This is a genomic window from Streptomyces sp. NBC_01268 (assembly GCF_036240795.1).
Taxonomy (GTDB): domain Bacteria; phylum Actinomycetota; class Actinomycetes; order Streptomycetales; family Streptomycetaceae; genus Streptomyces.
In genome coordinates this window covers 5,197,462-5,220,065 of record NZ_CP108454.1, presented here as the reverse complement: position 1 = coordinate 5,220,065, position 22,604 = coordinate 5,197,462, and the positions used below count along the sequence as shown (strand labels likewise).

At 73.6% G+C, this 22,604-nt stretch carries 21 protein-coding genes; 12 read left to right on the top strand and 9 right to left on the bottom strand.

All coding sequences use genetic code 11. From position 1 onward, the window contains the following. The first annotated feature begins 6 nt into the window (after positions 1 to 6). Positions 7 to 3,195, top strand: coding sequence for a tetratricopeptide repeat protein (locus OG309_RS23600; protein WP_329423443.1), 3,189 nt, complete (start codon positions 7 to 9; stop codon positions 3,193 to 3,195). Between the two features lie 82 nt (positions 3,196 to 3,277). Here the strand turns inward: OG309_RS23600 and OG309_RS23595 are convergent, their stop codons facing one another. Both OG309_RS23595 and mca read right to left on the bottom strand, forming a co-directional pair. Continuing rightward, entirely contained in the window at positions 3,278 to 3,520 is a 243-nt protein-coding gene (locus OG309_RS23595; protein ID WP_329423442.1) for a hypothetical protein, read from the bottom strand. Next, a complete protein-coding gene (gene mca, locus OG309_RS23590) occupies positions 3,513 to 4,394 on the bottom strand; it encodes a mycothiol conjugate amidase Mca (protein ID WP_329423440.1) in 882 nt (293 codons plus the stop codon). The genes OG309_RS23595 and mca overlap by 8 nt, the downstream gene beginning before the upstream one ends. A gap of 110 nt (positions 4,395 to 4,504) precedes the next feature. On the opposite strand from mca, the gene OG309_RS23585 reads away from it, so the two are divergent. The 4 genes from OG309_RS23585 to OG309_RS23570 all read left to right on the top strand — a co-directional run bounded on the left by OG309_RS23585 (position 4,505) and on the right by OG309_RS23570 (position 10,422). Continuing rightward, positions 4,505 to 4,906, top strand: a complete 402-nt coding sequence (locus OG309_RS23585) for a DUF4307 domain-containing protein (RefSeq protein WP_329423438.1) — start codon at positions 4,505 to 4,507, stop codon at positions 4,904 to 4,906. A 190-nt stretch (positions 4,907 to 5,096) separates the two neighbouring features. After that, positions 5,097 to 5,594: a transcription elongation factor GreA gene (greA, locus tag OG309_RS23580; protein WP_329423436.1), complete on the top strand. Its 498-nt coding sequence runs from the start codon at positions 5,097 to 5,099 to the stop codon at positions 5,592 to 5,594. A 98-nt stretch (positions 5,595 to 5,692) separates the two neighbouring features. After that, the gene (locus OG309_RS23575; protein WP_329423434.1) at positions 5,693 to 8,107 is read left to right on the top strand and encodes a protein kinase domain-containing protein; all 2,415 of its coding nucleotides are present in this window, start codon (positions 5,693 to 5,695) and stop codon (positions 8,105 to 8,107) included. Between the two features lie 23 nt (positions 8,108 to 8,130). Further along, positions 8,131 to 10,422 carry a protein kinase domain-containing protein gene (locus OG309_RS23570; RefSeq protein ID WP_329423433.1) on the top strand — a complete coding sequence of 764 codons (2,292 nt, stop codon included), beginning with the start codon at positions 8,131 to 8,133 and terminating at the stop codon, positions 10,420 to 10,422. A 16-nt stretch (positions 10,423 to 10,438) separates the two neighbouring features. Here OG309_RS23570 and OG309_RS23565 read toward each other — a convergent pair whose 3' ends face one another. The 3 genes from OG309_RS23565 to ilvA all read right to left on the bottom strand — a co-directional run bounded on the left by OG309_RS23565 (position 10,439) and on the right by ilvA (position 13,789). Further along, positions 10,439 to 11,308, bottom strand: a complete 870-nt coding sequence (locus tag OG309_RS23565) for an ABC transporter permease (protein WP_329423431.1) — start codon at positions 11,306 to 11,308, stop codon at positions 10,439 to 10,441. Beyond that, positions 11,305 to 12,387: an ATP-binding cassette domain-containing protein gene (locus tag OG309_RS23560; RefSeq protein WP_329423429.1), complete on the bottom strand. Its 1,083-nt coding sequence runs from the start codon at positions 12,385 to 12,387 to the stop codon at positions 11,305 to 11,307. Before OG309_RS23560 ends, OG309_RS23565 begins: the two co-directional genes overlap by 4 nt. Before the next feature lie 169 nt (positions 12,388 to 12,556). Continuing rightward, on the bottom strand, positions 12,557 to 13,789 hold the full coding sequence (ilvA, locus tag OG309_RS23555) for a threonine ammonia-lyase (RefSeq protein ID WP_329423428.1): 1,233 nt from the start codon (positions 13,787 to 13,789) through the stop codon (positions 12,557 to 12,559). 169 nt (positions 13,790 to 13,958) lie between these two features. On the opposite strand from ilvA, the gene OG309_RS23550 reads away from it, so the two are divergent. From OG309_RS23550 to OG309_RS23540, 3 genes are read left to right on the top strand one after another with little or no spacing between them, the layout of a single operon-like run. After that, entirely contained in the window at positions 13,959 to 14,486 is a 528-nt protein-coding gene (locus OG309_RS23550) for a MarR family winged helix-turn-helix transcriptional regulator (RefSeq protein WP_329423426.1), read from the top strand. 31 nt (positions 14,487 to 14,517) lie between these two features. Then, entirely contained in the window at positions 14,518 to 14,973 is a 456-nt protein-coding gene (locus OG309_RS23545) for a sigma factor-like helix-turn-helix DNA-binding protein (RefSeq protein WP_329423423.1), read from the top strand. Further along, positions 14,970 to 15,221, top strand: coding sequence for a hypothetical protein (locus tag OG309_RS23540; RefSeq protein WP_329423422.1), 252 nt, complete (start codon positions 14,970 to 14,972; stop codon positions 15,219 to 15,221). Before OG309_RS23545 ends, OG309_RS23540 begins: the two co-directional genes overlap by 4 nt. 136 nt (positions 15,222 to 15,357) lie before the next feature. Here the strand turns inward: OG309_RS23540 and OG309_RS23535 are convergent, their stop codons facing one another. Then, positions 15,358 to 16,512: a cystathionine gamma-synthase gene (locus OG309_RS23535; protein ID WP_329423420.1), complete on the bottom strand. Its 1,155-nt coding sequence runs from the start codon at positions 16,510 to 16,512 to the stop codon at positions 15,358 to 15,360. 72 nt (positions 16,513 to 16,584) lie between these two features. On the opposite strand from OG309_RS23535, the gene OG309_RS23530 reads away from it, so the two are divergent. Both OG309_RS23530 and msrA read left to right on the top strand, forming a co-directional pair. After that, entirely contained in the window at positions 16,585 to 17,691 is a 1,107-nt protein-coding gene (locus tag OG309_RS23530) for a hypothetical protein (RefSeq protein WP_329423419.1), read from the top strand. Between the two features lie 99 nt (positions 17,692 to 17,790). After that, positions 17,791 to 18,450, top strand: coding sequence for a peptide-methionine (S)-S-oxide reductase MsrA (msrA, locus tag OG309_RS23525; RefSeq protein ID WP_329423418.1), 660 nt, complete (start codon positions 17,791 to 17,793; stop codon positions 18,448 to 18,450). Positions 18,451 to 18,474: 24 nt separating this feature from the next. Here msrA and OG309_RS23520 read toward each other — a convergent pair whose 3' ends face one another. Then, complete coding sequence (locus OG309_RS23520) at positions 18,475 to 18,993, bottom strand: hypothetical protein (RefSeq protein WP_329423417.1); 519 nt, start codon at positions 18,991 to 18,993, stop codon at positions 18,475 to 18,477. Positions 18,994 to 19,162: 169 nt separating this feature from the next. Here OG309_RS23520 and OG309_RS23515 point away from each other — a divergent pair, with 169 nt between their 5' ends. After that, complete coding sequence (locus tag OG309_RS23515) at positions 19,163 to 20,089, top strand: RNA polymerase sigma-70 factor (protein ID WP_329423416.1); 927 nt, start codon at positions 19,163 to 19,165, stop codon at positions 20,087 to 20,089. A gap of 5 nt (positions 20,090 to 20,094) precedes the next feature. Here the strand turns inward: OG309_RS23515 and OG309_RS23510 are convergent, their stop codons facing one another. After that, a complete protein-coding gene (locus OG309_RS23510; protein WP_329423415.1) occupies positions 20,095 to 20,448 on the bottom strand; it encodes a DUF1330 domain-containing protein in 354 nt (117 codons plus the stop codon). Between the two features lie 78 nt (positions 20,449 to 20,526). Beyond that, positions 20,527 to 21,570, bottom strand: coding sequence for an NAD(P)-dependent alcohol dehydrogenase (locus tag OG309_RS23505; RefSeq protein WP_329423414.1), 1,044 nt, complete (start codon positions 21,568 to 21,570; stop codon positions 20,527 to 20,529). Between the two features lie 128 nt (positions 21,571 to 21,698). Here OG309_RS23505 and OG309_RS23500 point away from each other — a divergent pair, with 128 nt between their 5' ends. Then, entirely contained in the window at positions 21,699 to 22,565 is an 867-nt protein-coding gene (locus tag OG309_RS23500) for a helix-turn-helix domain-containing protein (protein ID WP_329423413.1), read from the top strand. Positions 22,566 to 22,604 lie beyond the last annotated feature (39 nt).

Sequence of the window (22,604 nt, the reverse complement as noted above, 5' to 3'; positions counted from 1 at the left end):
ACGCGCATGCGGGACAGCCATCGGAGCGAGGCCGAGCGCCTGTGGGAACGGGCCGTGGCGGAGGAGGTGCGGCGCTCCGCGGGCCGTGTCGACCAGGACGCGCTGCTCGCCCGCGGCCGGGCCGCCCTGGACACGCTGACGGCGTCGGCGGCGGAGGAGTACGCGGACTACCTGCGGGCCCTTGAGCACGAGGAAGGGGAGGAAGGGGAGAGCCGACGGGCGGCCCCCGCCTCCCCCGCCGGGCTCGGAACGCCCGCGCTGGTGACGGCCGTCGCCGCGGTCGCCGCGGTCGGCGGCGACCTGGCGCTGGGCACCGCCGCCGGCACCGCGTTCGGCGCGGGCGCCGTGGTGGCGGTGGCGGGAGCGACGGCGACCGCCCTGAAGGCGGGCGCCGGACGCCGGGCTGCGGCGCACCGCAGGGCCGGGGAGCTCGGCCGGCCGGGCGGGGTGGAGCAGCTGCGGCTGCGGTGGCTGACCGCCTTGGAGACGCGGGGCGTACGGCCCTTCCTGGAGCAGCAGCGGGTGCTCCTCGGCACCGCGGGGCAGCCCCCGCAGAAGGTCGTCGAGCGGCTGCGGGGCGCGGACCGCAGCGCGGCGGCCCGGCGGCGTACGGTCCTGGAGCAGTCCTTCGGGCATCTGCCGGAGCCGGCCGGGCCGTTCGCGGGGCGGCGGGCCGAGCTGGCGGAGATCACCCGGTGGGTGCAGGCGGGACGGGCGTCGACGACGACCCGGCCGACGGTGGTGATGCTGTACGGGACGCCCGGCTCGGGCCGTACGACGCTGGCGGTGCGGGCGGCGCACGCGCTGCGGGACCAGTTCCGCGGGGCCTGTGTGGTGGACCTGCGGGGCGGCGCGACGCGCGGCGAGAAGCCGCTCGCCACCCGGGAGGCGCTGCTGCACCTGCTGAACCGGCTGGGCGCGCCGCGCGAGCAGCTGCTGTTCCGGGAGCGCGCGTCGGCGGAGCAGCAGGTGCGGCGGCTCGCGGAGCTGTACCACCAGCATCTGACGGGGCTTCCGGTGACGGTGGTCCTGGACGACGCGGTCGACGCGGCGCAGGTGCGGACGCTGCTGCCGGAGCGCTCGGACAGCCTGGTCCTGGTCACCTGCCGCACCCCGCTGGACCTCGGCGACGACGTGCCGGCCACGGTACACGCGCTGCCGGTGACGGCGCTGGACGAGGCGGGCGCGGAGGAGCTCCTGGGCGCGGCGGAGGGCGCCGGGGAGCCGTACGACGCGGAGGGCCTCGCGCGGGCGCGGGAGCTGTGCGGCGGTCTGCCGCTGGCGCTGCGGGCGGCGGGGGCGCTGCTCGACGGGCGGGCCCCGCACACGGTCGTCGAGCTGCTCGGCGCGGCCGGCGCGGACGCCGGTCCGGTGGAGCGGGCGCTGGCCGCCGGGTACGCGGCGGGCCTCGACGAGGACGGGCGACGGCTGCTGCGCCGGCTGCCGCTGGCGGGGCGGGCCTCGCTGGGGGCGGCCGCCGCGGGGGCGCTGTTGGGCGCCCCGGGCGCGGAAGGGGCGCGGCTGCTGCGGGAGCTCGCCGCGGCCGGGCTGCTCGACCACGTGCGCGGGGAGCGGTACCGGCTGCACGACGCGGTGCGCGGGTTCGCGGCGGCGCGGCTGGTCGAGGAGGAGGACCAGGCGGAGATCGCGGCCGCGCAGGAACGCCTGATCCGCAACTACGCGGAGCTGGCGGACGCGGTGATCCGCATGGTCGACGGGAAGATGTCGACCCGCGCCGACCGCTTCGGCGGGCACGGCTTCGGTTCGCTGGACGCGGCGCTGCGCTGGCTCGACGAGGAGTCCAGCTTCATCACGGCGACGCTGCGGCACGCGGAGGGCGTGGACCAGCAGACGGTGCTCGACCTGCTCGGCGCGCTGTGCGACTACTGCCTGCTGCGCGGCGACCTGTACCGGCTGGGCGAGATCAACGAGCTGACGGACGCGGTGGGCCAGGGCCTGCTGTCCCGCTCCGTGCAGTGGCGGACCGGCATCGCGGCCCGCCAGCTGGGCGAGCTGGACAAGGCCCGCACGACGCTCACCTCGGTCGTCTCCCTCTATCAGGAGGCCCACCAGGACGCCGGGGCGGCGCTCGCCCTGTGCTCGCTCGGCATCACCCTCCACCACCAGGGCAACCTGTCGGAGGCGTCGGCGCGGCTGCGTGAGGCGCTGGCCCTCCAGGAACCGGAGTCGCTGGCCGCGGACCGGGGCTGGACCCTGCACGCCCTGGCGGCGGTGGAGCGGGACCGCGCCAACCTGGCGGAGGCCCTGACGCTCCTCGACCGGGCGCTGGCCCTGCACCGCGAGAACGAGTCGCTGCACGGCGAGGCCTGGGCCCACTTCCAGCGGGGCCAGGTGTTCCTGCGGACGGGCGAGGTGGCGCGGGCCGAGGACGAGCTGCGGCTGGCGCTCGACCGGTACGGGCGCACCCATGACGGGCGCGGCCAGGCCTGGGCGCTGACCCAGCTGGCCCGGGCCCGGCTGGTCGACGGGGACGTGGCGCCCGCGGTCGAGGGGCTGCGGCAGGCGCTGTCCCGGCACCGGGAGCAGGAGGACGCCCGCGGCGAGGCGTGGACCCTCTACTACCTGGGGCACGCCCTGGAGGAGCGGGGCGACCGGGACCAGGCGGTGCGGGAGCTGGAGCGGGCGCGGACGATGTTCTCTCGGATGCGGGACGTCTACGGCCTGGCGTGCGCCCGCCACCACTCGGGCCGGGTCACCCGCGACCAGCGGGCCGCCCAGACCGGCAACCTCCGCAACTCCGGCTTCGCCCGCCAGCTCCTGATGGACGCCCGCGCGGACTTCCACCGCATCGGCGTGGCCCACGGCGAGGCCTGGACCTGCCTGGAGCTGGCGATCGTGGACGCCGGCAACAACCGCACGGCCCAGGCCCTGGAGCTGTGCGAGGAGGCCGCCCGCCTCTTCGCCACGTACGGCGACCACCGCGGCACCGGCTGGGCCCGCTTCCTGCGCTGCACCCTGCTCCCCGACCCCGACCGGGCCCGCGAGGAGCTCGCCGCCCTCACCGCCACCCGGCACCCGGCCCGCGACCCCCGTCTGGACGACTGCGCCGAGGCGTACGCCCTGGTCCTGAAGCGCGGCACCCCGCGCGAGACGGGCTGGCAGGCCTGGGACCTGGGCATGGTGCCGGGGCGGCACGCGCGGGAGGTGATGGGGGTGTCGGTGGAGGCGGGCTAGCCGCGGTCCGGCCGCGCCGGCCCTGGCCGGGCAGCGCCCGTACGGGCCCCGGCGGTGCCGGGGCCCGTACGGGGGTGTGCGGTTACTTGTCCGCCGGGCCCGTGGAGGGGGTGGCGGGGCCCGCGGTGGCCGGGTCGGGAGCCTCGGTGAAGTCGATCTTGTGCATGTGGCGGTTCATCGACTTCATCAGGCCCCAGACGGCCAGCGCGAGCACGGCGAAGACGACGAACCCGAGGACGCCGGGGGTCACCTTGTTCTTGTCCAGCTCTTCGGCGGCGAAGGGGACGAGCTGGGTCATTGCCAGGTGTGCGCTCATGTCAGGCATTCTCGCGGATGCCCGCGAAGAGATCTTGCTCGGGGATGGAAGTGGCGACGAGGGACTTGCTGAGCTCGTACTCCTCGGTCGGCCAGACCTCCTTCTGGATGTCCATCGGGACCCGGAACCAGCCGCCGTCGGGGTCGATCTGGGTGCGGTGGGCGATGAGCGCCTTGTCGCGGGTCTCGAAGAAGTCCGCGCAGGGGACGTGGGTGGTGAGGTTGCGCGGCTTGCCGCCGAACTCGTCCCAGCGCTTGAGCCAGTCCCCGTACGGCGACTCCAGGCCGCGGGCCAGGAGGGCGTTGTGCAGGGCCTCGGTGCGCGGCCGGTTGAAGCCCTGGTTGTAGTAGAGCTTCTGCGGCTGGAAGGCCGGGCCGAACTCCGCCTCGGGGTACTTCTCGGTGTCGGTCGCGCCGTCGAAGGCCACCATCGTGATCTTGTGGGTCATGATGTGGTCGGGGTGCGGGTAGCCGCCGTTCTCGTCGTAGGTCGTGATGACCTGGGGACGGAAGTCGCGGATCCGGCGGACCAGCTCACCGGCGGCCTCGTCCACGTCCGCGAGGGCGAAGCAGCCCTCCGGCAGCGGCGGCAGCGGGTCGCCCTCGGGCAGGCCCGAGTCGACGAAGCCCAGCCAGTCCTGGCCGACGCCGAGGATCTCGCGGGCCTCGTCCATCTCCTTACGGCGGACCTCGTCGATGTTGGCCTCGATATAGGGGTCGCCCTGGAGCTTCGGGTTCAGGATCGAGCCACGCTCGCCGCCCGTGCAGGTCACCACGAGGACCTCCACCCCCTCGGACACATACTTGGCCATCGTCGCCGCGCCCTTGCTCGACTCGTCGTCGGGGTGGGCGTGAACGGCCATCAGTCGCAGCTGCTCAGTCAAGACTCGATCCTCAGTGATTCGTCGCCTAGGGAGGTCTCTATAGTGACGGAATCGGGGGAGGGAAAATTCCGGGCCCCCGGCCGGGGGTTCACACGGCGAAGGGAACGATCATGAGCGCGGTGCGAGAGCAGCTGCCCGAGGGGCGCTACGGCCGCTCCGCGGACGAGCGCGCCGACCGGAAGCTCAAGATCGTCGGAGCCGTGCTCGGCACCCTGTTCCTGGCCATGATCGGCTGGTTCGGCTGGCACTACGTCGGCGGCACGAAGATCAGCGCCGAGATGATCAAGTTCGACGTGGTGAGCGACACCGAGGTCCAGGTCCACCTGGAGATCCGCAAGGACGCCGACGCCACGGGCGTCTGCACGCTGCGCTCCCGCTCCGAGGACGGCACCGAGGTCGGCCGCAAGGACGTGCCCGTCGAGGAGACCGGCACCCGCCTCGACAAGGTCTACTCGATCCGTACGACCGCGAAGGCGACCAACGCCGAGCTGCTGGGGTGTACGGCGCGGTAGCGGTGGGTAGGGAGCCCGGGACGAGCTCGGGCGGGTCACCACGGTGACCTGGGATGACGCCATCTTGATGGTTTATGTCCTCCCGCTTTTCGCCACTCATTGTTAGGCTCGTGGTTTCGCCCACCCGGGAAGGCGCATCCTTTCCGTGTAGGGCGATGCTTTGTATTCCCAGTACCTACGAGGAGCACCTGTGACCCAGACCAGCGAGAACGTCACCTGGCTCACCCAGGAGGCGTACAACAAGCTCAAGGACGAGCTTGAGTACCTGTCTGGTCCCGCGCGTACCGAGATCGCCGCCAAGATCGCCGCGGCGCGCGAGGAGGGCGACCTGCGCGAGAACGGCGGGTACCACGCGGCCAAGGAGGAGCAGGGCAAGCAGGAGCTCCGGGTCCGCCAGCTCACGCAGCTCCTGCAGAACGCCAAGGTCGGCGAGGCCCCCGCGGACGACGGCATCGTCGAGCCGGGCATGGTCGTGACGATCGCCTTCGACGGCGACGAGGACGACACGATGACCTTCCTGCTCGCCTCGCGCGAGTACGCGAGCGACGACATCGAGACGTACTCGCCGCAGTCCCCGCTGGGCATCGGCGTCAACGGCAAGAAGGCCGGCGACGACGCCGAGTACGAGCTGCCGAACGGCAAGATGGCCATGGTGAAGATCCTCAGCGCCAAGCCGTACAGCGGCTGAGCCACCCCCTGAGCGAGCCGAAGGGCCGGTCCCCCGGAAGGGACCGGCCCTTCGGCATGCCCATGCAATGATCGGCGGCATCGGGCCACTCAAGGGGGATGGGGCAGGTGCTGGGAGCATTGCGCGAGGGCGCGCCACGGCGGATCGGACCGTACGAGGTGCTGGCCCGGCTCGGCGCCGGCGGCATGGGCGAGGTCTTCCTCGCGCGGCTCGACGCCTCCGGAGAGTTCTTCGCCGTCAAGACCGTACGGCGCGACTTCGCGGGCGACCCCGCCTTCCGTGACCGCTTCCGCCGCGAGATCCGGGTCGCCGGCCTCGTCCGGAGCGCGCACGCCGCCGCGCCCGTCGGTGGGGACGCCGACGCCGAGGTGCCGTGGCTGGCCACCGCGTACGTCGCGGGCCCCAGCCTCTCCCAGGCCGTGCGCCGCTCCGGCCCGCTGCCCGTCCCGGCCGTCCGGGCGCTCGGTGCGCGCCTCGCCCGGGCCCTCGCCGACCTGCACGCGGCCGGGGTGCTCCACCGCGACCTCAAGCCGGGCAACGTCATGCTCGCCGTCGACGGCCCGCGCCTGATCGACTTCGGCATCGCCCGCGCGCACGGCGCCACCACCATGACCGCGACCGGCCTCATGGTCGGCACTCCCGCCTTCATGTCGCCCGAGCACGTCGCCGGCGCCCGCAAGGTGACCGCGGCCTCGGACGTCTTCTGCCTCGGCTCGCTGCTCTGCTACGCGGCGACCGGCGAGGACCCCTTCGGCGACGGTCCCGTCGCGGCCGTCCTCTACCGCGTCTCGCAGGCCGAGGCCGATCTGGAGCGGCTGCCCGAGGAGCTGCGGGAGGTCGTCGCCGCCTGCCTGTCGGCGGACCCCGCGGCCCGGCCCACGCCGGAGGCCCTCGTCGAGCTCCTCGGCGGCGAGCGGCAGGCGCCGCCGTGGCCGGTGCCGGTCCGCGAGCACATCGGCGAGTACGGCACGGAGCTCGCCCAGCTCGTCGCCGCGGGCGGCCCCCTCCTGGAGCTCCCTGCGACGGCTCCCGTCGTCACCTCGGGGCCGCCGGGACTGCACTTCGCCCCCACCGTCGCGCCCACCGGCCCGACCGTCGCCCCGGCGCCCCCGAAGCGGCGCCGCCGGGCGCTGCTCGCGGCCGCGGTGGCCCTCGCCGTCCTGGGCGGCGGCCTCGGCGCGTACGTCCTGTGGCCGGAGCCGAAGGGGCCGCGGAAGCCGGTCGCGGCCGGGCCGAAGGCGCCCGCCGCCGGGCCCCGCGTCCCCGGCGTCGACGACCAGGGTCTCGTGGACGCCTCCGGAGTGGTCCCGCAGAACGCCGCCCAGCGCCCGGCCGGCTGGAAGCCGTGGCGGGCGAAGCTGAAGGCGCCCGCCTTCGGCTGCTCGGGGAACGAGCGGGTGCTGGTGTGCCGGACGACGAACGGCACCTTCGAGGCGCTGGACCCGGCGGACGGGAAGCGGCTGTGGGAGGCCAGGCCGAACGTCAAGGACGCCCCGCAGATGAGCTACGTGGGCCCCACCGGCGGCGTCTTCATCGCCCAGGAGGCGGCCCGGCCCCTCGTCCACGACGGCCTCGTCGTGCTCGCGTACGGCGAGCGGGTCCAGGTCCGGGACGCGCGCACGGGCGCGGTGAGGTGGGAGAAGGACGCCTGGGCGCAGCAGGGCGAGGGCAGCCGCCCGGTCGTCGCCGACGGCATGCTCTTCGTCGCGGCGCCGACGGAGAAGGGCCAGGAGAACTACACCGACCACGTCAGCCTGTACGCGTACTCCCTGGCCGACGGGCGCAGGCTGTGGACCAAGACGCTCACCAACAGCGGCCTCGCCCGCTCCGACTTCCGGGACTTCGAGCCCGTCGCCTACGCCCAGGGCCTTCTGTACGCGCTCAGCGACGGCGGGATCATCGCCTACGAGGCGAAGACCGGTGCCGTGCGCGGGCAGGTCGACGACGACGCGCGCACCTGCGAGGAGATCAAGGTGTTCGGGGCGTACGCGTACTGCGTCGACGTCTCCCACAGCGACGGCACCTCGACCCACGCCCACCTGCTCGACTCCGCCACGCTCGCCTCGGTGAAGACGCTGCCCGCGTCGTTCACGGACCAGAAGCCCGCGGTCGTGACCGAGCGGACGGCGGTCGGACTCGACGGCGAGAAGGGCGGGTTGCGCATCTTCGACCCGCGCGACGGCAAGGAGCTGGGCGCCTACCCGGCGAAGCCCGCGCCCGCCGGGCTCTCCCAGGCCTGGTCGGCGCCGCTGCTCGCGGGCGACCAGGTCGTGTACGCGGACTACGCCTCGCTGTACACCGTGCGGCTCGGCAAGGACGGGAAGCCCGCCGGGCTGAAGGTCACGCCGGTGCCGGGGGCGCCCGGTCCGCGCGTCGAGGAGGACGGGTACGACCCGAACTGGGGCAACACCTTCGACAAGATGCTGCGCGCCCCCCAGGCCCTCCCCGTCGGCGGCATCGCCTACCTCGTGTACGACAAGGGTGACGTCGCCTCCGTCGCACTCCCCCGCTGAGACCCCCGGAAAGGCGCGTTCCCGTGCTGGAAGCACTCCCCGCCGGCCCCCCGCGGCTCGTCGGCCCCTACCGCCTGCTCGCCCGGCTCGGCGCGGGCGGCATGGGCGAGGTCCATCTGGCCTGCCGGGCGGACGAGCCGACGGCCGACCCGTACCGGATGGTCGCCGTGAAGACCGTACGGGAGGACCTGGAGGTCGACGGGGACTTCCGGACCCGGTTCCGGCGCGAGATCACGGCGGCGCGGGCGGTCGACAGCCCGTACGCGGCGCGGCTCGTGGACGCGGACGCCGACGCGCCCGCCCCGTGGCTGGCGACCGAGTACGTGCCGGGCCCCTCGCTCGCGGAGGCGGTCGTACGGTCCGGAGCGCTGCCGGTGGCGGCGGTGCGGGCGCTCGGGGCCGCGCTGGCGCGGGCGTTGGACGCGGTGCACGGCGTGAAGGTGCTGCACCGGGACCTGAAGCCGGCGAACGTGCTGCTGGGCGCGGGCGGGCCGAAGCTGATCGACTTCGGCATCGCGCAGGCCTTCGAGGCGACGGCGCTGACCTCGACGGGTCTGGTGGTCGGCTCGCCCGGGTTCATGTCGCCGGAGCACCTGATCGGCAGCCGGGCGGTGGTGCCCGCGTCGGACGTGTTCTGCCTGGGTGCGGTGCTCGCGTTCGCGGCGAGCGGGCGGGGGCCCTTCCACGACGACGAGATGGCGGCGGTGATCTACCGCATCAGCCGGGCCGAGGCCGAACTGGACGGTGTGTCGCCCGAGTTGCGGCCCATCGTGGAGCGGTGCCTGCGGCTCGATCCGGCGGAGCGGCCGTCGGCGGCGGAGCTGGTGGGACTGCTGGGCGGCATGGAGGTGCCGGAGGCGTTCCCGTGGCCGGGCGGGGTGCTGTCGCTGCTCGCCGAGTACGGGGAGGCCGCGCGGCGGGTCGGGGAGGAGGCCGCGTCGGGTGCGGGCGTGGCGGATCTGCCGACGCTCGGGCCGGTGGTGCCGTACTCCCCGACGGCGGTGGGGTACCGGCCCGTGGAGCCCGTCGTGGCGGCACCGCGGCGGCGGCCCCGGGGGCGGATCGCGGCGGCCCTGGTGGCGGTGGCCGCCGTGGGCGTGGCGGGGGTCGTGTTCCTCAACAGGGGCGGCGAGCACGGTGGTTCTGCCGGCTCGGACGGCCGGGGACCGTCCGCGACCACCTCGCCGTCGGCGGGGACGTCCGGTCCCGCCGCCCCGCGCACGCTGAGCCAGGTGGTCCTGCCGTACGGCGGCGAGGGGCACGGCGGCGACTACGGGACGGTCGGCTCCCAGCGCTCCTCGCGTCCTGCGGGCTGGTCCCCGTGGACACGGCGGCTCGATGCGGGGGTGGGGGCCTGCGCGCTCGCGCCGGAGGTCCTGCTCTGCACGGGCGCCGGCGGCGCGGTGTCGGCGCTCTCCGCGGCCGACGGCACGGTGCTGTGGTCGAAGCCGGGCCGCGGCGCCGCGCCGCGGACGGCCCCGCAGTACCCGGCGGTCGTAGGCGACCTGGTGGCCGTCACCGGTGGCGACGGGGTCACGGCGTACGGCCTGAAGGACGGGGCGGAGCGATGGAAGCGGGGGCTGCCGAAGGGCGGCTGGGCGGTGAAGGGCACCGACCTGCACGACGGGGTGCTCTACACCTCGTACGTCGGCACGGCCGACGAGAGCTCGGGCCTCGTGACCGCCGTGCGGCCGGGTGACGGCGGCAAGGAGCTGTGGCGGCGGCGGCTCGACGTCCTGCCGGAGCAGCCCGTCGTGTCGGGTGGCGCGGTCTTCGTACCCGGCAACGGGCGGGTGCTTGCCCTGGACGCCCGCGGCGGCACGGTGACGGCGCGCGGCTCGGACGCGTACGGCTGCTACGCCGTCACCGTGCACCGGGACAGCGTGCTGTGCGTGGGCTCGGGCGACGGGGTGACCGTGCTCGACGCGCGGACGCTGGAGCGGGTGCGGACCCTGGGCGAGGGGGTGCGGACGGCGGGGGCGCCGGTGGTGAGCGCGAAGGGGGTCGTGGTGCTGGGCGACGGCACGCACCTCTACGAGTACGACCTGAGGACGGGCGCCGCCCGTGCACGGGAGCCCCAACAGGGCGAGCGGGCCGCCTTCGCCGGCGACCGGTTCCTCACCGTCCAGGGCAGCAAGGTCTCCTCGGTGCCCGTGGAGGAGTCGTCCACGCAGTCCGGCGGCAGGAGCGCCTCCTTCACCGATCCGCAGGAGGTGTCCCCGCGCAGCGACGGCTCCGAGAGCGTCCTGGCCGCCGGCGGAGCGCTCTTCATCACGCTCGCCGACGGCCTGGTCATCTCCGGCTACGCCCCCTGATCCGGCCCGCCCGTGCTCACACCGCCGCCGACCGGTACTTCCGCACGGACAGCGTCCGGAAGATGACGACGATGAGGATCGAGTAGATCAGCGACGCCCACACCGGGTACTGCATGGGCCAGGCGTCGGACGGGGAGAGGCCCGGATCGCCGAACAGCTTGCGGCAGGCCTGCACGGTGGCGCTGAACGGGTTCCACTCCGCGATGGGCTGGAGCCAGCCGGGCAGCTTGCTGGAGTCCACGAAGGCGTTGGAGATGAAGGTCACCGGGAAGAGCCAGATCAGTCCGCCGGAGGTCGCCGCCTCCGGGGTGCGCACGGACAGGCCGATCAGGGCCCCGATCCAGGTGAAGGCGTAGCCGAGGAGGAGCAGCAGGCCGAAACCGGCCATGACCTTCAGGAAGTTGGTCGGTGCCGCGTACCCCGGGCGCCAGCCGATGATCAGGGCGACGATCGCGAGGACGAGCAGGGTCAGCGCCGTCTGCACCAGGTCGGCGAGGGTGCGGCCGGTGAGCACCGCGCCCCGGGCCATGGGAAGGGAGCGGAAGCGGTCGATGAGGCCCTTGTGCATGTCGTCGGCGATGCCCGCGCCCGCGCCGGCCGTGGCGAAGGTGACCGTCTGGGCGAAGATGCCCGCCATCAGGAAGTTCTTGTAGACGTCCGGGTCGGTGGTGTCGCCGATCTGCATGGAGCCGCCGAAGACGTACGTGAAGAGGATCACGAACATCACCGGCTGGATCAGACCGAAGATGATCATCTCGGGGATGCGCATCATCCGGATCAGATTGCGCTTGGTGACGACCAGCGAGTCGTGGAACGACTGGGCCACTCCCCCGCGCGGTCTGGGGGCGGGGGTGGGGGTGGGGGCGGCGTCGGTCAGCGTGGTCACTTGGCCGCCTCCGTCACCTTGGCGCGCTCGTCGCGGTCGCCCGCGCCCCGCTGACCCTTGCCCTGGCCTCCGGGGCCGCCGGCCTCGCCGTTCTCGCCGTTCTCGCCGTTCTCGCCCTCGGCCCGCTCGGCCGTGTGGCCGGTGAGGGAGAGGAAGACGTCGTCGAGGGTGGGGCGGCGCAGGCCGATGTCGTCGATCTCGACGCCGACGGCGTCCAGGTCGCGGATGACCTCGGCGAGCAGCTTGGCTCCGCCGGCGACCGGGACGGTCAGCTTGCGGGTGTGCTCCTGCACGGAGATCTCGCCGTGGCCGACGCCCGCCAGGCCGTAGCGTGCGAGGACCTCGCGGGCCCGCGGGATCATCTCGCGCGCGTGGACGACGACTTCGACGCGCTCGCCGCCGGTCTGGGCCTTGAGCTGGTCGGAGGTGCCGCGGGCGATGACCTTGCCGTGGTCGATGACGCAGATGTCGTCCGCGAGGTGGTCGGCCTCCTCCAGGTACTGCGTGGTGAGCAGGAGGGTCGTGCCGCCGGCGACGAGTTCCTGGATGACCTCCCACAGGGCCTGCCGGTTACGGGGGTCGAGGCCGGTGGTCGGCTCGTCCATGAACATGACGGGCGGGGAGACGACCAGGGCGGCGGCCAGGTCCAGGCGCCTGCGCATGCCGCCGGAGTACGTCTTGGCGGTGCGGTCGGCGGCGTCGGCGAGGTTGAAGCGCTCCAGGAGCTCGCCGGCCCGGACCTTCGCGGCCTTGGAGGTCATCTGGTAGAGCTGACCGACCATCTGGAGGTTCTCACGGCCCGTCAGGTACTCGTCGACCGCGGCGAACTGGCCGGAGAGGCCGATGGAACGGCGGACCTCGTTGGGGTGCTTGAGCACGTCGACCCCGGCGACGGAGGCGGTGCCGCTGTCGGGCTGGAGGAGCGTGGTGAGCACGCGCACGGCGGTGGTCTTCCCCGCGCCGTTCGGCCCGAGGAGGCCGAGGACGGTGCCTTCGGGGACGTCGAGGTCCACTCCGTCGAGAGCTCGTACGTCGCCGAAGGTCTTCACCAGACCCTCGGCGTGGATCGCGCCTGGCATGTGGGTTCTCCCAGCGAGTTTTGGCGGGATTCGAGCGTTTCCGTCCAAGTCTAGAGACGCGGGGCGGGCAGCGCCCAGCGAATATGTGACCCGGGCCACACGCTAACGCGATACATCGCGATACACAACCGTTCGCGCGAGAGCCCCGCCCCGCCCCTGCCCGCCGCACCTACGCCAGCACCGTGTACCCCGCCTCCCGCAGCGCCGCCTCCACCTCCACGCAGTGCTCCGGGCCCTTCGTCTCCAGGTGCAACTCGACCTCGACCTCCGTGAGCCCCAGCCGCGGGTCGGTCCGCACATGGCCCACGTCCAGCACGTTGGCGTCCACCACCGTCAGCACCGCGAGCAGCGTCGCGAGCGCGCCCGGCCGGTCGGTCACCCTCACCCGCAGGCTCAGATAGCGCCCGCCGGCGACCATGCCGTGCCGCAGCACCCGCTGCATCAGGAGCGGGTCCACGTTCCCGCCGGACAGCACCGCCACCACCGGCCCCCGCCCGAACGCGCGCGGATCGGACAGCAGCGCCGCCACCGGGCTCGCGCCGGCCGGCTCCACCACCAGCTTCGCCCGCTCCAGGCAGAGCAGCAGCGCCGAGGCGAGCTCGTCCTCCGAGACGGTGCGGACCTCGTCCACGTACTCCTTGACGATCTCGAACGGCACGTCGCCGGGGCGCCCCACCCGGATCCCGTCCGCTATCGTCACCGGCGACTCGACCGCCACCGGATGCCCCGCGGCCAGCGAGGGCGGATAGGCCGCCGCCCCCTCCGCCTGCACGCCGATCACCCGCACGTCGGGCCGCAGCGACTTCACCGCGAGGGCGATCCCGGCCACCAGGCCGCCACCCCCGACGCCCACCAGGATCGTCCGGACCTCGGGGCACTGCTCCAGGATCTCCAGGCCGACCGTGCCCTGACCGGCGATGACGTCGACGTGGTCGAAGGGGTGGATGAAGACCGCGCCGGTCTCCCGCGCGTACTCCTCGGCCGCCGCCAGCGTCTCGTCCACGAGGTGCCCGTGCAGCCGCACGTCCGCCCCGTACTCGCGGGTCGCCGCCACCTTCGGCAGCGGGGCACCGACCGGCATGAAGACCGTGGCGTGCACCCCGAGCAGCGAGGAGGCCAGCGCCACGCCCTGCGCGTGGTTGCCCGCCGAGGCGGCCACCACCCCCGCCGCCCGCTGCTCCGGCCGCAGTCCCGCGATCCGCACGTACGCGCCGCGCAGCTTGAACGAGCCGGTCCGCTGGAGGTTCTCGCACTTCAGGTGCACCGGCGCCCCGACCAGCGCGGACAGGTGCCGGCTGCCCTCCAGAGCGGTCATCCGGGCCACCCCGGCGAGCATCTTCTGCGCGCCGCGCACGTCGTCGAGGATCAGCCGTTGAAAGGGGTCTGGCGTACGGAAGGTCATGACACCAAGTCTCGCAGTTCAGCCGGTCCGTGGCCGCCCGGAGAACCCGTGTCCCGCCCGGCCGGGAGCCCGTTCGCATCCGGATCGCGCAGCGCCGGTACGGACCCCGGCAGGTCCGCGTACTCTGTCCCCCACCAACCGACCACCGCACGAGAGAGCCCCCACAGCCATGCCCACATCTCAGGACATGACGACTGAGCTTGACCCCGGTCTCCTCGACGCCCTCCAGCACCAGGTGGCCGTCTTCGCGCGGCGGGCCGAACAGACCCGGCTCGGCGGTACCGGGCAGCTCCGCAACTCCATGGACCGCGCCGCGTACCTGCTGCTCAACCGGCTCGACCAGGAGGGACCCATGGGCGTCAAGGCGCTCGCCGCCGGCATGGGCATCGACTCCTCCACGGTCACCCGCCAGGTCGCCCCGCTCGTCGACACCGGCCTGGTCAAGCGCACCTCCCACCCCGAGGACGGGCGCGCCGTCGTGCTCCAGCTCTCCCCGCGCGGGCAGGCCCGCCTGGAGGAGGTCCGGCTCTCCCGCCGACAGCTGATGGCCGAGGTCACCGACGGCTGGACGCCCGACGAGCGGGATTCCTTCTGCACCCTGCTGACCCGCTTCAACTCGGCTCTCTCGGCACGCCAGTCGGGCCTGCCGGTCGTCCAGGAGGCCGCCGGCCCGGCGGAGTCCGCGCCGGAGTCTTGACCCCGGGCGCGCACTGCACTCATATGAGGAGGTGCGTGAGCGGAGAACCGGCCAGAACGGCCACAGCGGCGAAAACGCCTACCGCACCCGGGAGTTCCACGCGTTCGTCGCCGGGGCGGCGGGCCGGCTGCTGCACACCGCGACCCTGCTCACCACCGAACCCGCGCACCGCAACCCGCGCGCCCAGGCCCTGCTGACGGCCGCCCTCGCCCACACCTACGCCCAGTGGGACCGGCTGCGCGGCGAGGACCCGTACGACGTCACCCGCGCCGATCTCGCCACCCGCTTCGCCCGCACCGCCTGGCGGCACCACCGCGGCCTGGGCGGGGTCCTCTCCGCGCTCACCCCGCAGGAACGCCTGATCGTCGTGCTCAGGCTGTACGAGGGAGTGGCCGAGGAGCAGACCGCGGCCCTGCTCGGCCTGCCCGAGGAGCGGGTGCGGGCCGTCTGCGCCCGCTCCGTGTCGGCGCTGCGGGCCGCCTCGTGAGCCGGCACGAGCACAAGGAGGACGAGGTCCGCCGGCTGCTGGAGACCACGCGCCCGCACGTGCCGGGCGACCTCGCCGCCCGGGCCACGGCCCGCGGCGTGCGGCTGCTGCACCGGGCCCGGGCGATGCGGCGGCTCTGGTGGACGCTGCTCGGCCTGGCCGTCTGCGCCTTCGTCGTCTGGGCCTCGATGGTCCGCCCCTGGGAGGTCCCGCCGGCCGGGACGACCCCACCGCTCGAAGGCTGGTGACGGCGGGCGGGCCCGGACGCGGAAGGGCCGGGCCCCGTGAGGGAACCCGGCCCCGCTCCCGTACCCACGGAAGCGACGTACCGGCGCACCGACGTACCGACGTACGCGATGTCCGTGACGTCCGTGACGTCCGCGACTAGCCCAGCGCCTCGCGCAGGTCGGCCAGCAGGTCGTCGACGTTCTCGATGCCGACGGACAGGCGGATCAGGTCCGCCGGGACCTCCAGGGCCGAGCCCGCGACGCTGGCGTGGGTCATCCGGCCCGGGTGCTCGATCAGCGACTCGACGCCGCCGAGGGACTCGCCCAGGGTGAACAGCTTGGCGCGGTTGCAGACCTCGACCGCCGCCTCCTCGCCGCCCTCGACGCGGAACGAGATCATGCCGCCGAAGGAACGCATCTGCTTCGCCGCGATCTCGTGGCCCGGGTGCTCCGGCAGACCCGGGTAGAGGACCTGGGTGACCTTCGGGTGCTGGGTCAGCATCTCGACGACCTTGGCGGCGTTCTCGCTGTGCCGGTCCATCCGGACGGCGAGCGTCTTGATGCCGCGCAGCACGATCCACGAGTCGAACGGGCCGGCCACCGCGCCCATCGCGTTCTGGTGGTAGGCCAGTTCCTCGCCGAGCTCGGCGTCGGCCGTCACCAGGGCGCCGCCGACGACGTCGGAGTGGCCGCCCATGTACTTGGTGAGGGAGTGCACGACGACGTCCGCGCCGAGCGCCAGCGGCTGCTGGAGGTAGGGCGAGGCGAAGGTGTTGTCGACGACCAGCTTCACGCCGGCCTGGCGGGCGACGCCCGCGACGGCCTCGATGTCGGTGATGCCGAGCAGCGGGTTCGAGGGGGTCTCGACCCAGATCAGCTTCGTACGCTCGTTGATCGCGGCGCGCACCGACTCGACGTCGGACGTGTTCGCGACGGAGAAGTCCACGCCCCAGCGCTGGACGACCTTCGCGAAGAGGCGGAAGGTGCCGCCGTACGCGTCGTTGGGGATGACCACGTGGTCGCCCGGGACGAGGAGGGTGCGCAGCAGGCAGTCCTCGGCGGCGAGCCCGGAGGCGAAGGCGAGGCCGCGTCGGCCGCCCTCCAGCGCCGCCAGGTTCTCCTCCAGGGCGGTACGGGTCGGGTTGGCGCTGCGGCTGTACTCGTAGCCGCCGCGAAGCCCGCCCACACCGTCCTGCTTGTAGGTGGACACCTGGTAGATGGGCGGGACGACCGCGCCGGTCAGCGGGTCGGCGGTGTTGCCCGCGTGGATGGCGCGGGTCTCGAAGCTCTGGTGGGAGTGCTGGTCGCTCATGGTCAGGAGCGTAGTGCCGAGGAGCTCCCGCCGCCGCCGTATGTCTCACCGGGTGTCCTGGACAATGGACACATGGAGATTCTGTGGTTCCTGATCGCGCTCGGGCTGCTCTTCGGAGTCCTGGGCCCCTACGTGCTGCGCCGGCGCGGCGGCGGCATCCGGCAGGTGGCGCCCGGCGCCCCCGACGCGGCGGACCCGGAGGCGTACGGCTTCCTCCGGCAGGAACAGCAGGACGTACGGCTGCCCGGGGCCGACCGCGACCTCCTCGACGTGCTCGACGTCGTGCAGGCGACGCAGGACTGGCGGGCCGCCTCGCAGCTCCTGAAGGGCACGGCGAAGGAGGGCGAGACGCGCTGGCAGCGGGTCCAGGCCTTCGCGGGCGCCGCCTCCCTGGAACTGGCCGAGCGGCCCGGCGTCGGCGGGGCGTGGCTGCGGTCCTGGCGGGCCGAGTCGCCCAAGGACCCCGGCTGCGCGCAGGTGTACGCGGAGTTCCTGGTGCAGCAGGCGTGGCGCTCCTCGGCGGCCGGCACCGACGACTTCCGGATCATCCTGGAGGAGGCGCGCGCCGCGTGCGGCCAGGCGGCGCTGCTGGCGCCGGGCGACCCCGTGCCGTACATCTCGGAGCTGGCCGTCGCGCGGGGTCTCGGCGACACCCACGAGCAGTTCGACCAGGTGTGGGCGAAGGTCATCGACCGGGCGCCGCAGCACATGGGGGCGCATCTGGCGGCGCTGCACTACTGGTGCGAGAAGTGGCACGGCTCGCGCCAGGAGGCGGACCACTTCGCGACCACGGCCGCGGCCCGCGCCCCGCACGGCTCACTGCTGGCCGCGCTGCCGCTGTTCGCCGTCTTCGAGCACCAGCCGGACCTCGTGATCGTGCAGGACTACTACCGCACGGCGGTGGTGTCGAAGGCGATGGAGGGCGCCCTGTACGCGGTGCACTCGGCCCGCGCCGACGACCCGATGCTGGCGCACGTACGCCATCTGCTCGTGCACTTCCTGGTCCGCGCGGAGCGCTGGGAGGAGGCGATGCGCCTGCTGGTGCGCGTGGACGGCTACGTGGGCGCGCTGCCGTGGACGCTGAGCACGGACCCGGCGCTGGAGTACACGGTGTACCGGAACCTGGCGGTGGCCGGCTACGAGTCGAACGGCGGCAGCCCGGCGACGCTGGCGCACTAGGGGCAGGACACCGCACCACACGCTTCCGGGGCCTCCGGCGGGAATCCGCCGGAGGCCCCCGGCGTTGTGTCCAGAGCCCCCGTCGAGGAGAGATGCCGCATGTTCCTGTCCCGCACCCCCGTCCTCCCCACCGCCGACCAGGCCCTGCGCGGCCGCCCGGAGCCCGAGTTCGCGGTCCCGGAGCGCCACACCGTCCTCGGCACCCCGCTCCTCGGCCCCTACCCGGAGGGCCTGGAGGTCGCGGACTTCGGCCTGGGCTGCTTCTGGGGAGCCGAGCGCAAGTTCTGGCAGACCGAGGGCGTGTACACGACCCTCGTCGGCTACCAGGGCGGTCCGACGCCGAACCCGGTGTACGAGGAGGTCTGCTCGGGCCTCACCGGCCACACCGAGGTCGTCCGGGTGGTCTTCGACCCGGCGAAGGTCACGTACGAGCAGCTGCTGAAGCTGTTCTGGGAGTCGCACAACCCGACCCAGGGCTTCCGCCAGGGCAACGACGTCGGCACCCAGTACCGCTCGGCCGTCTACACCCACTCCGCCGAGCAGGCCGCGACGGCCGAGGCCTCGCGCCAGGCCTACCAGAAGGTCCTGACCGGCTCCGGCTACGACACGATCACCACGGAGCTCCTCCCGGCCGAGGGCCGCCCGTTCTACCCGGCCGAGGGCTACCACCAGCAGTACCTGGACAAGAACCCGGCCGGCTACTGCGGGATCGGCGGCACGGGCGTCTCCTGCCCGATCGGGGTGGCGGCCGCGGAGTAGGCCCCGCCCCAGGGCGGACACGCCCTAGGCGCTCCGCTGTCCGGCGCGGCCTGCGACCAGCAGGAGCAGGCCCGCGCCGGCGGCGATCGACCAGCTCGCCACCCAGAGGAGCTGGAGCCCGAGGCCGAGACCGGCGACGAAGCCGAGGACACCGCACGTCGACACCACGGCGGCGACCCGCCGGCCCCGGCCGCCGGCGGACCACTCACGACGCAGCAGGCCGCCCGGCCGCCAATGGGTCCACGTGATCAGGGCCCCGACGGCGAGCAGGACCGCCAGGAACGGCAGGGGCAGCCGAGGTGAACCGGTGAGCGCGTCCCCCCGCACCGTCCGGGACACCCCCAGGGTCAGGACCACCGGGCCCACCAGCGCGAACACCCCTGCCAGGAGCCGGGTGAAGCGCACGCCCCCCGATCGCGCCGACATCTCGTCCATGCGCTGTGCCGCGCCCCGGAAGTCCGTGGCGACCACCACGCCGTAGGCCGTCATCCAGACCCCTGTCATCAGCGCGTACAACCCGCCGCCCCCGCCGGTCCCCGTCATCGCGGCACCTCCCCCTCGTCGGCGCCGACCGTAGGCCCGGGCACGGATCGCTTCCATGCCGGAGGCAGGCAGTCTTCGGCCCCGCCGGTTGCCGCCGTGTCACACTCCGGCCGGCCGTCTCGTCCCAGAGGGTGGGGCGGACGCCCCGGGAGACGAGAAGGAGACGCGCATGAGCCGGATCGAGGAGTTCGAGGAGCTGCGGCCGCTGCTGTTCTCCATCGCGTACCGGATCCTCGGCAGTGTCGGGGAGGCCGAGGACGCGGTGCAGGACAGCTGGCTGCGCTTCGAGGGCTCGTCGACCGTGCCCGTCTCCACCAAGGCCTTTCTGTCGGCCACCGTCACCCGGATCTCCATCGACGTGCTGCGCTCGGCGCGGGTGCGGCGGGAGGAGTACGTCGGGGCGTGGCTGCCCGAGCCGCTGCTCTCCGATCCGTACGAGGACCCCGAGCGCTCGGCCGAGCTGGCCGACTCGGTGTCGATGGCGGCGCTGCTGCTCCTGGAGCGGCTCAGCCCGCTGGAGCGGGCCGTGTTCGTGCTGCGCGAGGTGTTCGCGTTCGGCTTCCCCGACGTCGCCTCGGCGGTGGGGCGTTCGGAGGCGGCGTGCCGCCAGCTCGCGGTGCGGGCCCGACGCCACATGGACGCCGGGCGGCCCCGGTTCGAGGCGGACCGGCGGGAACGGGAGGAGCTGGCCGCGCGGTTCATCGAGGCGGTCCGCGAGGGCGAGGTCGACGGGCTGCGGGAGCTGCTCTCCGCCGACGTGCAGCTGGTCGGCGACGGCGGCGGCAAGACCCCGCAGCTGGCCAGGACCGTCGTCGGGGCGGACCACGTGTCCCGCCTGCTCGGCGCGTACCTCCCGATGCTGACGGGGGTCGGCGTGACGCTGGAGCCGCACGAGGTGAACGGTCTGCCGGGCGCCGTCTTCCGGGACGGGGAGGGCAGGGTCCTCAACACCTGGACGCTCGACGTGCTCGACGGACGGATCCAGTCGATCAACTCGGTGAGCAACCCCGACAAGCTGGGGCACCTGGGGCCGGTCGCGGACGCCTGGGCGCTCAGCGAGCGCGCGAAGCGCGTCCGGCGGGGCGCCAGGGGCTGACCGGCTCAGGGCCGGTCGGCGGACGCCCGCAGCAGCGCCGCCGTGCCGGCCGCCGCGTACCCCTCGGGCACGCCGTCGACCAGCAGCACGTCCCCGTCCATGTGCCGGGCGCGCAGCGGGATCAGGGCCTGGTAGGCCGCGGAGTCGTACCAGCCGCGGGCGTCCTCGTACGTCGGGAAGCCGATGATCACGAGGGCGCCGGGCCACGTGCCCTCGCGGACCTCGCGCTCGGGGCGGCCGTGGACGAGGAAGCGCCCGCCGAAGGGGTCCAGGGTGCCCTGGATGCGCTCCATGTAGGCGAGGACCTCCTCGTCGAGGAGGGGCTTCGGGTGCAGGTTTCCGATGGCGTATGCGGTCATGGGGACAGCGTGCCGGGGCAGGCCGTCCGGGGTCGATTACCCCGGACGTCATGCCCCGGCGGCCCGGTGGGGCGGAGGTCAGATCGTCGACGCGTCGATCACGAAGCGGTAGCGCACGTCGGAGGCGATGACCCGCTCGTACGCCTCGTTGATCTGCTCGGCGGCTATCACCTCGATCTCCGAGCCCAGGCCGTGCGCGGCGCAGAAGTCGAGCATCTCCTGGGTCTCGGCGATGCCGCCGATCATCGAGCCGGCGAGCGTCTTGCGGCCGCCGATGAGGGAGAACAGGCCGACCTTGACCGGCTCCTCGGGGGCGCCGACGTTGACCAGCGCGCCGTCGGTCTTGACCAGGCGCAGGTAGGCGTCGAAGTCCAGCGGCGCGGAGACCGTGGAGATCACCAGGTCGAAGGTGCCGGCCAGCTTCGTGAAGGTCTCCGGGTCGCTGGTGGCGTAGAAGTGGTCGGCGCCCAGCTTCCGCCCGTCCTCCTGCTTCTTCAGGGACTGGCTGAGCACCGTCACCTCGGCGCCGAGCGCGTGGGCGATCTTGACGCCCATGTGGCCGAGGCCGCCGAGGCCGACGATGGCGACCTTCTTGCCGGGGCCGGCCTGCCAGTGGGCGAGCGGCGAGTAGAGGGTGATGCCGGCGCACAGCAGCGGGGCGGCGACGTCGAGGGCGATGCCCTCGGGGATGCGCAGGGTGTAGTTCTCGTCGACGACGATGTGGCTGGAGTAGCCGCCGTAGGTGGGCTCACCATCCTTGTCGAGGGCGTTGTACGTCCCGGTGCCGCCGGTCACGCAGTACTGCTCCAGGCCGCGCTCGCAGTACTCGCAGGTGCGGCAGGAGTCGACGAAGCAGCCCACGCCGACGCGGTCGCCGACCCGGTGCCGGGTGACGCCGGGGCCGACCTCGGTGACGATTCCGGCGATCTCGTGGCCCGGCACCATGGGGAAGATGCCCTCGCCCCAGCCGTTGCGGGCCTGGTGGATGTCGGAGTGGCAGATGCCGGCGTACTTGATCTCGATGAGGACGTCGTGCTCGCCGACGGCCCGGCGCGGCACGGTGGTGCGCTCCAGCGGGGCGTGGGCGGCGGGCGCTGCGTAAGCGGAAACGTTCGTGGTCATGCGGCAAGCCTGCCGGAGTCCGGCGAGGGCACCCAGACCACTGTTCTGCCTACGTCCCGCGTGCCTACCACTGGCAGGGTCAGGCACACCGGCGCTTCCGCGGGCCCGAGCGGGAATACTGGGGACGTATGGACCTCAGTTCCGAACTCAGCGAATTCCTCCGCTCCCGCCGGGCCCGGCTGAAGCCGCAGGACGTGGGACTGCCCGAGTTCGGGCGGCACCGGCGGGTGCCGGGGCTGCGGCGCGAGGAGCTGGCGCAGCTGGCCGGGGTGTCGGTGGCGTACTACACCCGTCTTGAGCAGGGCAACGGCCGCAACGTGTCGATGGAGGTGCTCGACTCGATCGCGCGGGCCCTGCGGCTCAGCGACACCGAGCGGGCCCATCTGACGCATCTGGCGAAGCCGACGGTGAAGAAGCGGCAGAAGGCGGCCGCCGCACGCCCGCAGAAGGTGCGTCCGGGCCTCACGCAGCTGCTCGACTCGATGGACGGCGTCCCGGCCTTCGTGCTGGGGCGGCGGGGCGACATCCTGGCCTGGAACCGGATGGCGCGGGCCCTGATGGGCGACTTCGCCGCCTGGGAGCCGCGCGAGCGGAACATGGCCCGGCTGGTCTTCCTCGACCCGAACGCGCGCGATCTGTACGTCGACTGGGAGTGCAAGGCCGTCGAGGTGGTGAGCGTGCTCCGGCTGTACGCGGGGCTGCACCCGGACGACCAGGAGCTGCTGGCGCTGGTCGGCGAACTGTCGGTCAGGAGCGAGGAGTTCCGGTCGCTGTGGGCGGCGCACACGGTGACCGACAAGGGGCACGGGACGAAGCGGGTGCGGCATCCGCTGGTGGGCGAGATGACCCTGTCGTACGAGTCGTTGAAGGTCTCGGGCGACGACCCGGACCTGATGCTCGTGACGTACCACGCGGAGCCGGGGACGCCGTCGGCGGACGCGCTGCGGCTGCTGGCGCAGTGGGGCGTGGACGAGCGGGCCGACGCACGGAAGTGAACGGCGCGGCCCGCGTGACGCGCGGCCCCGCATGACGAC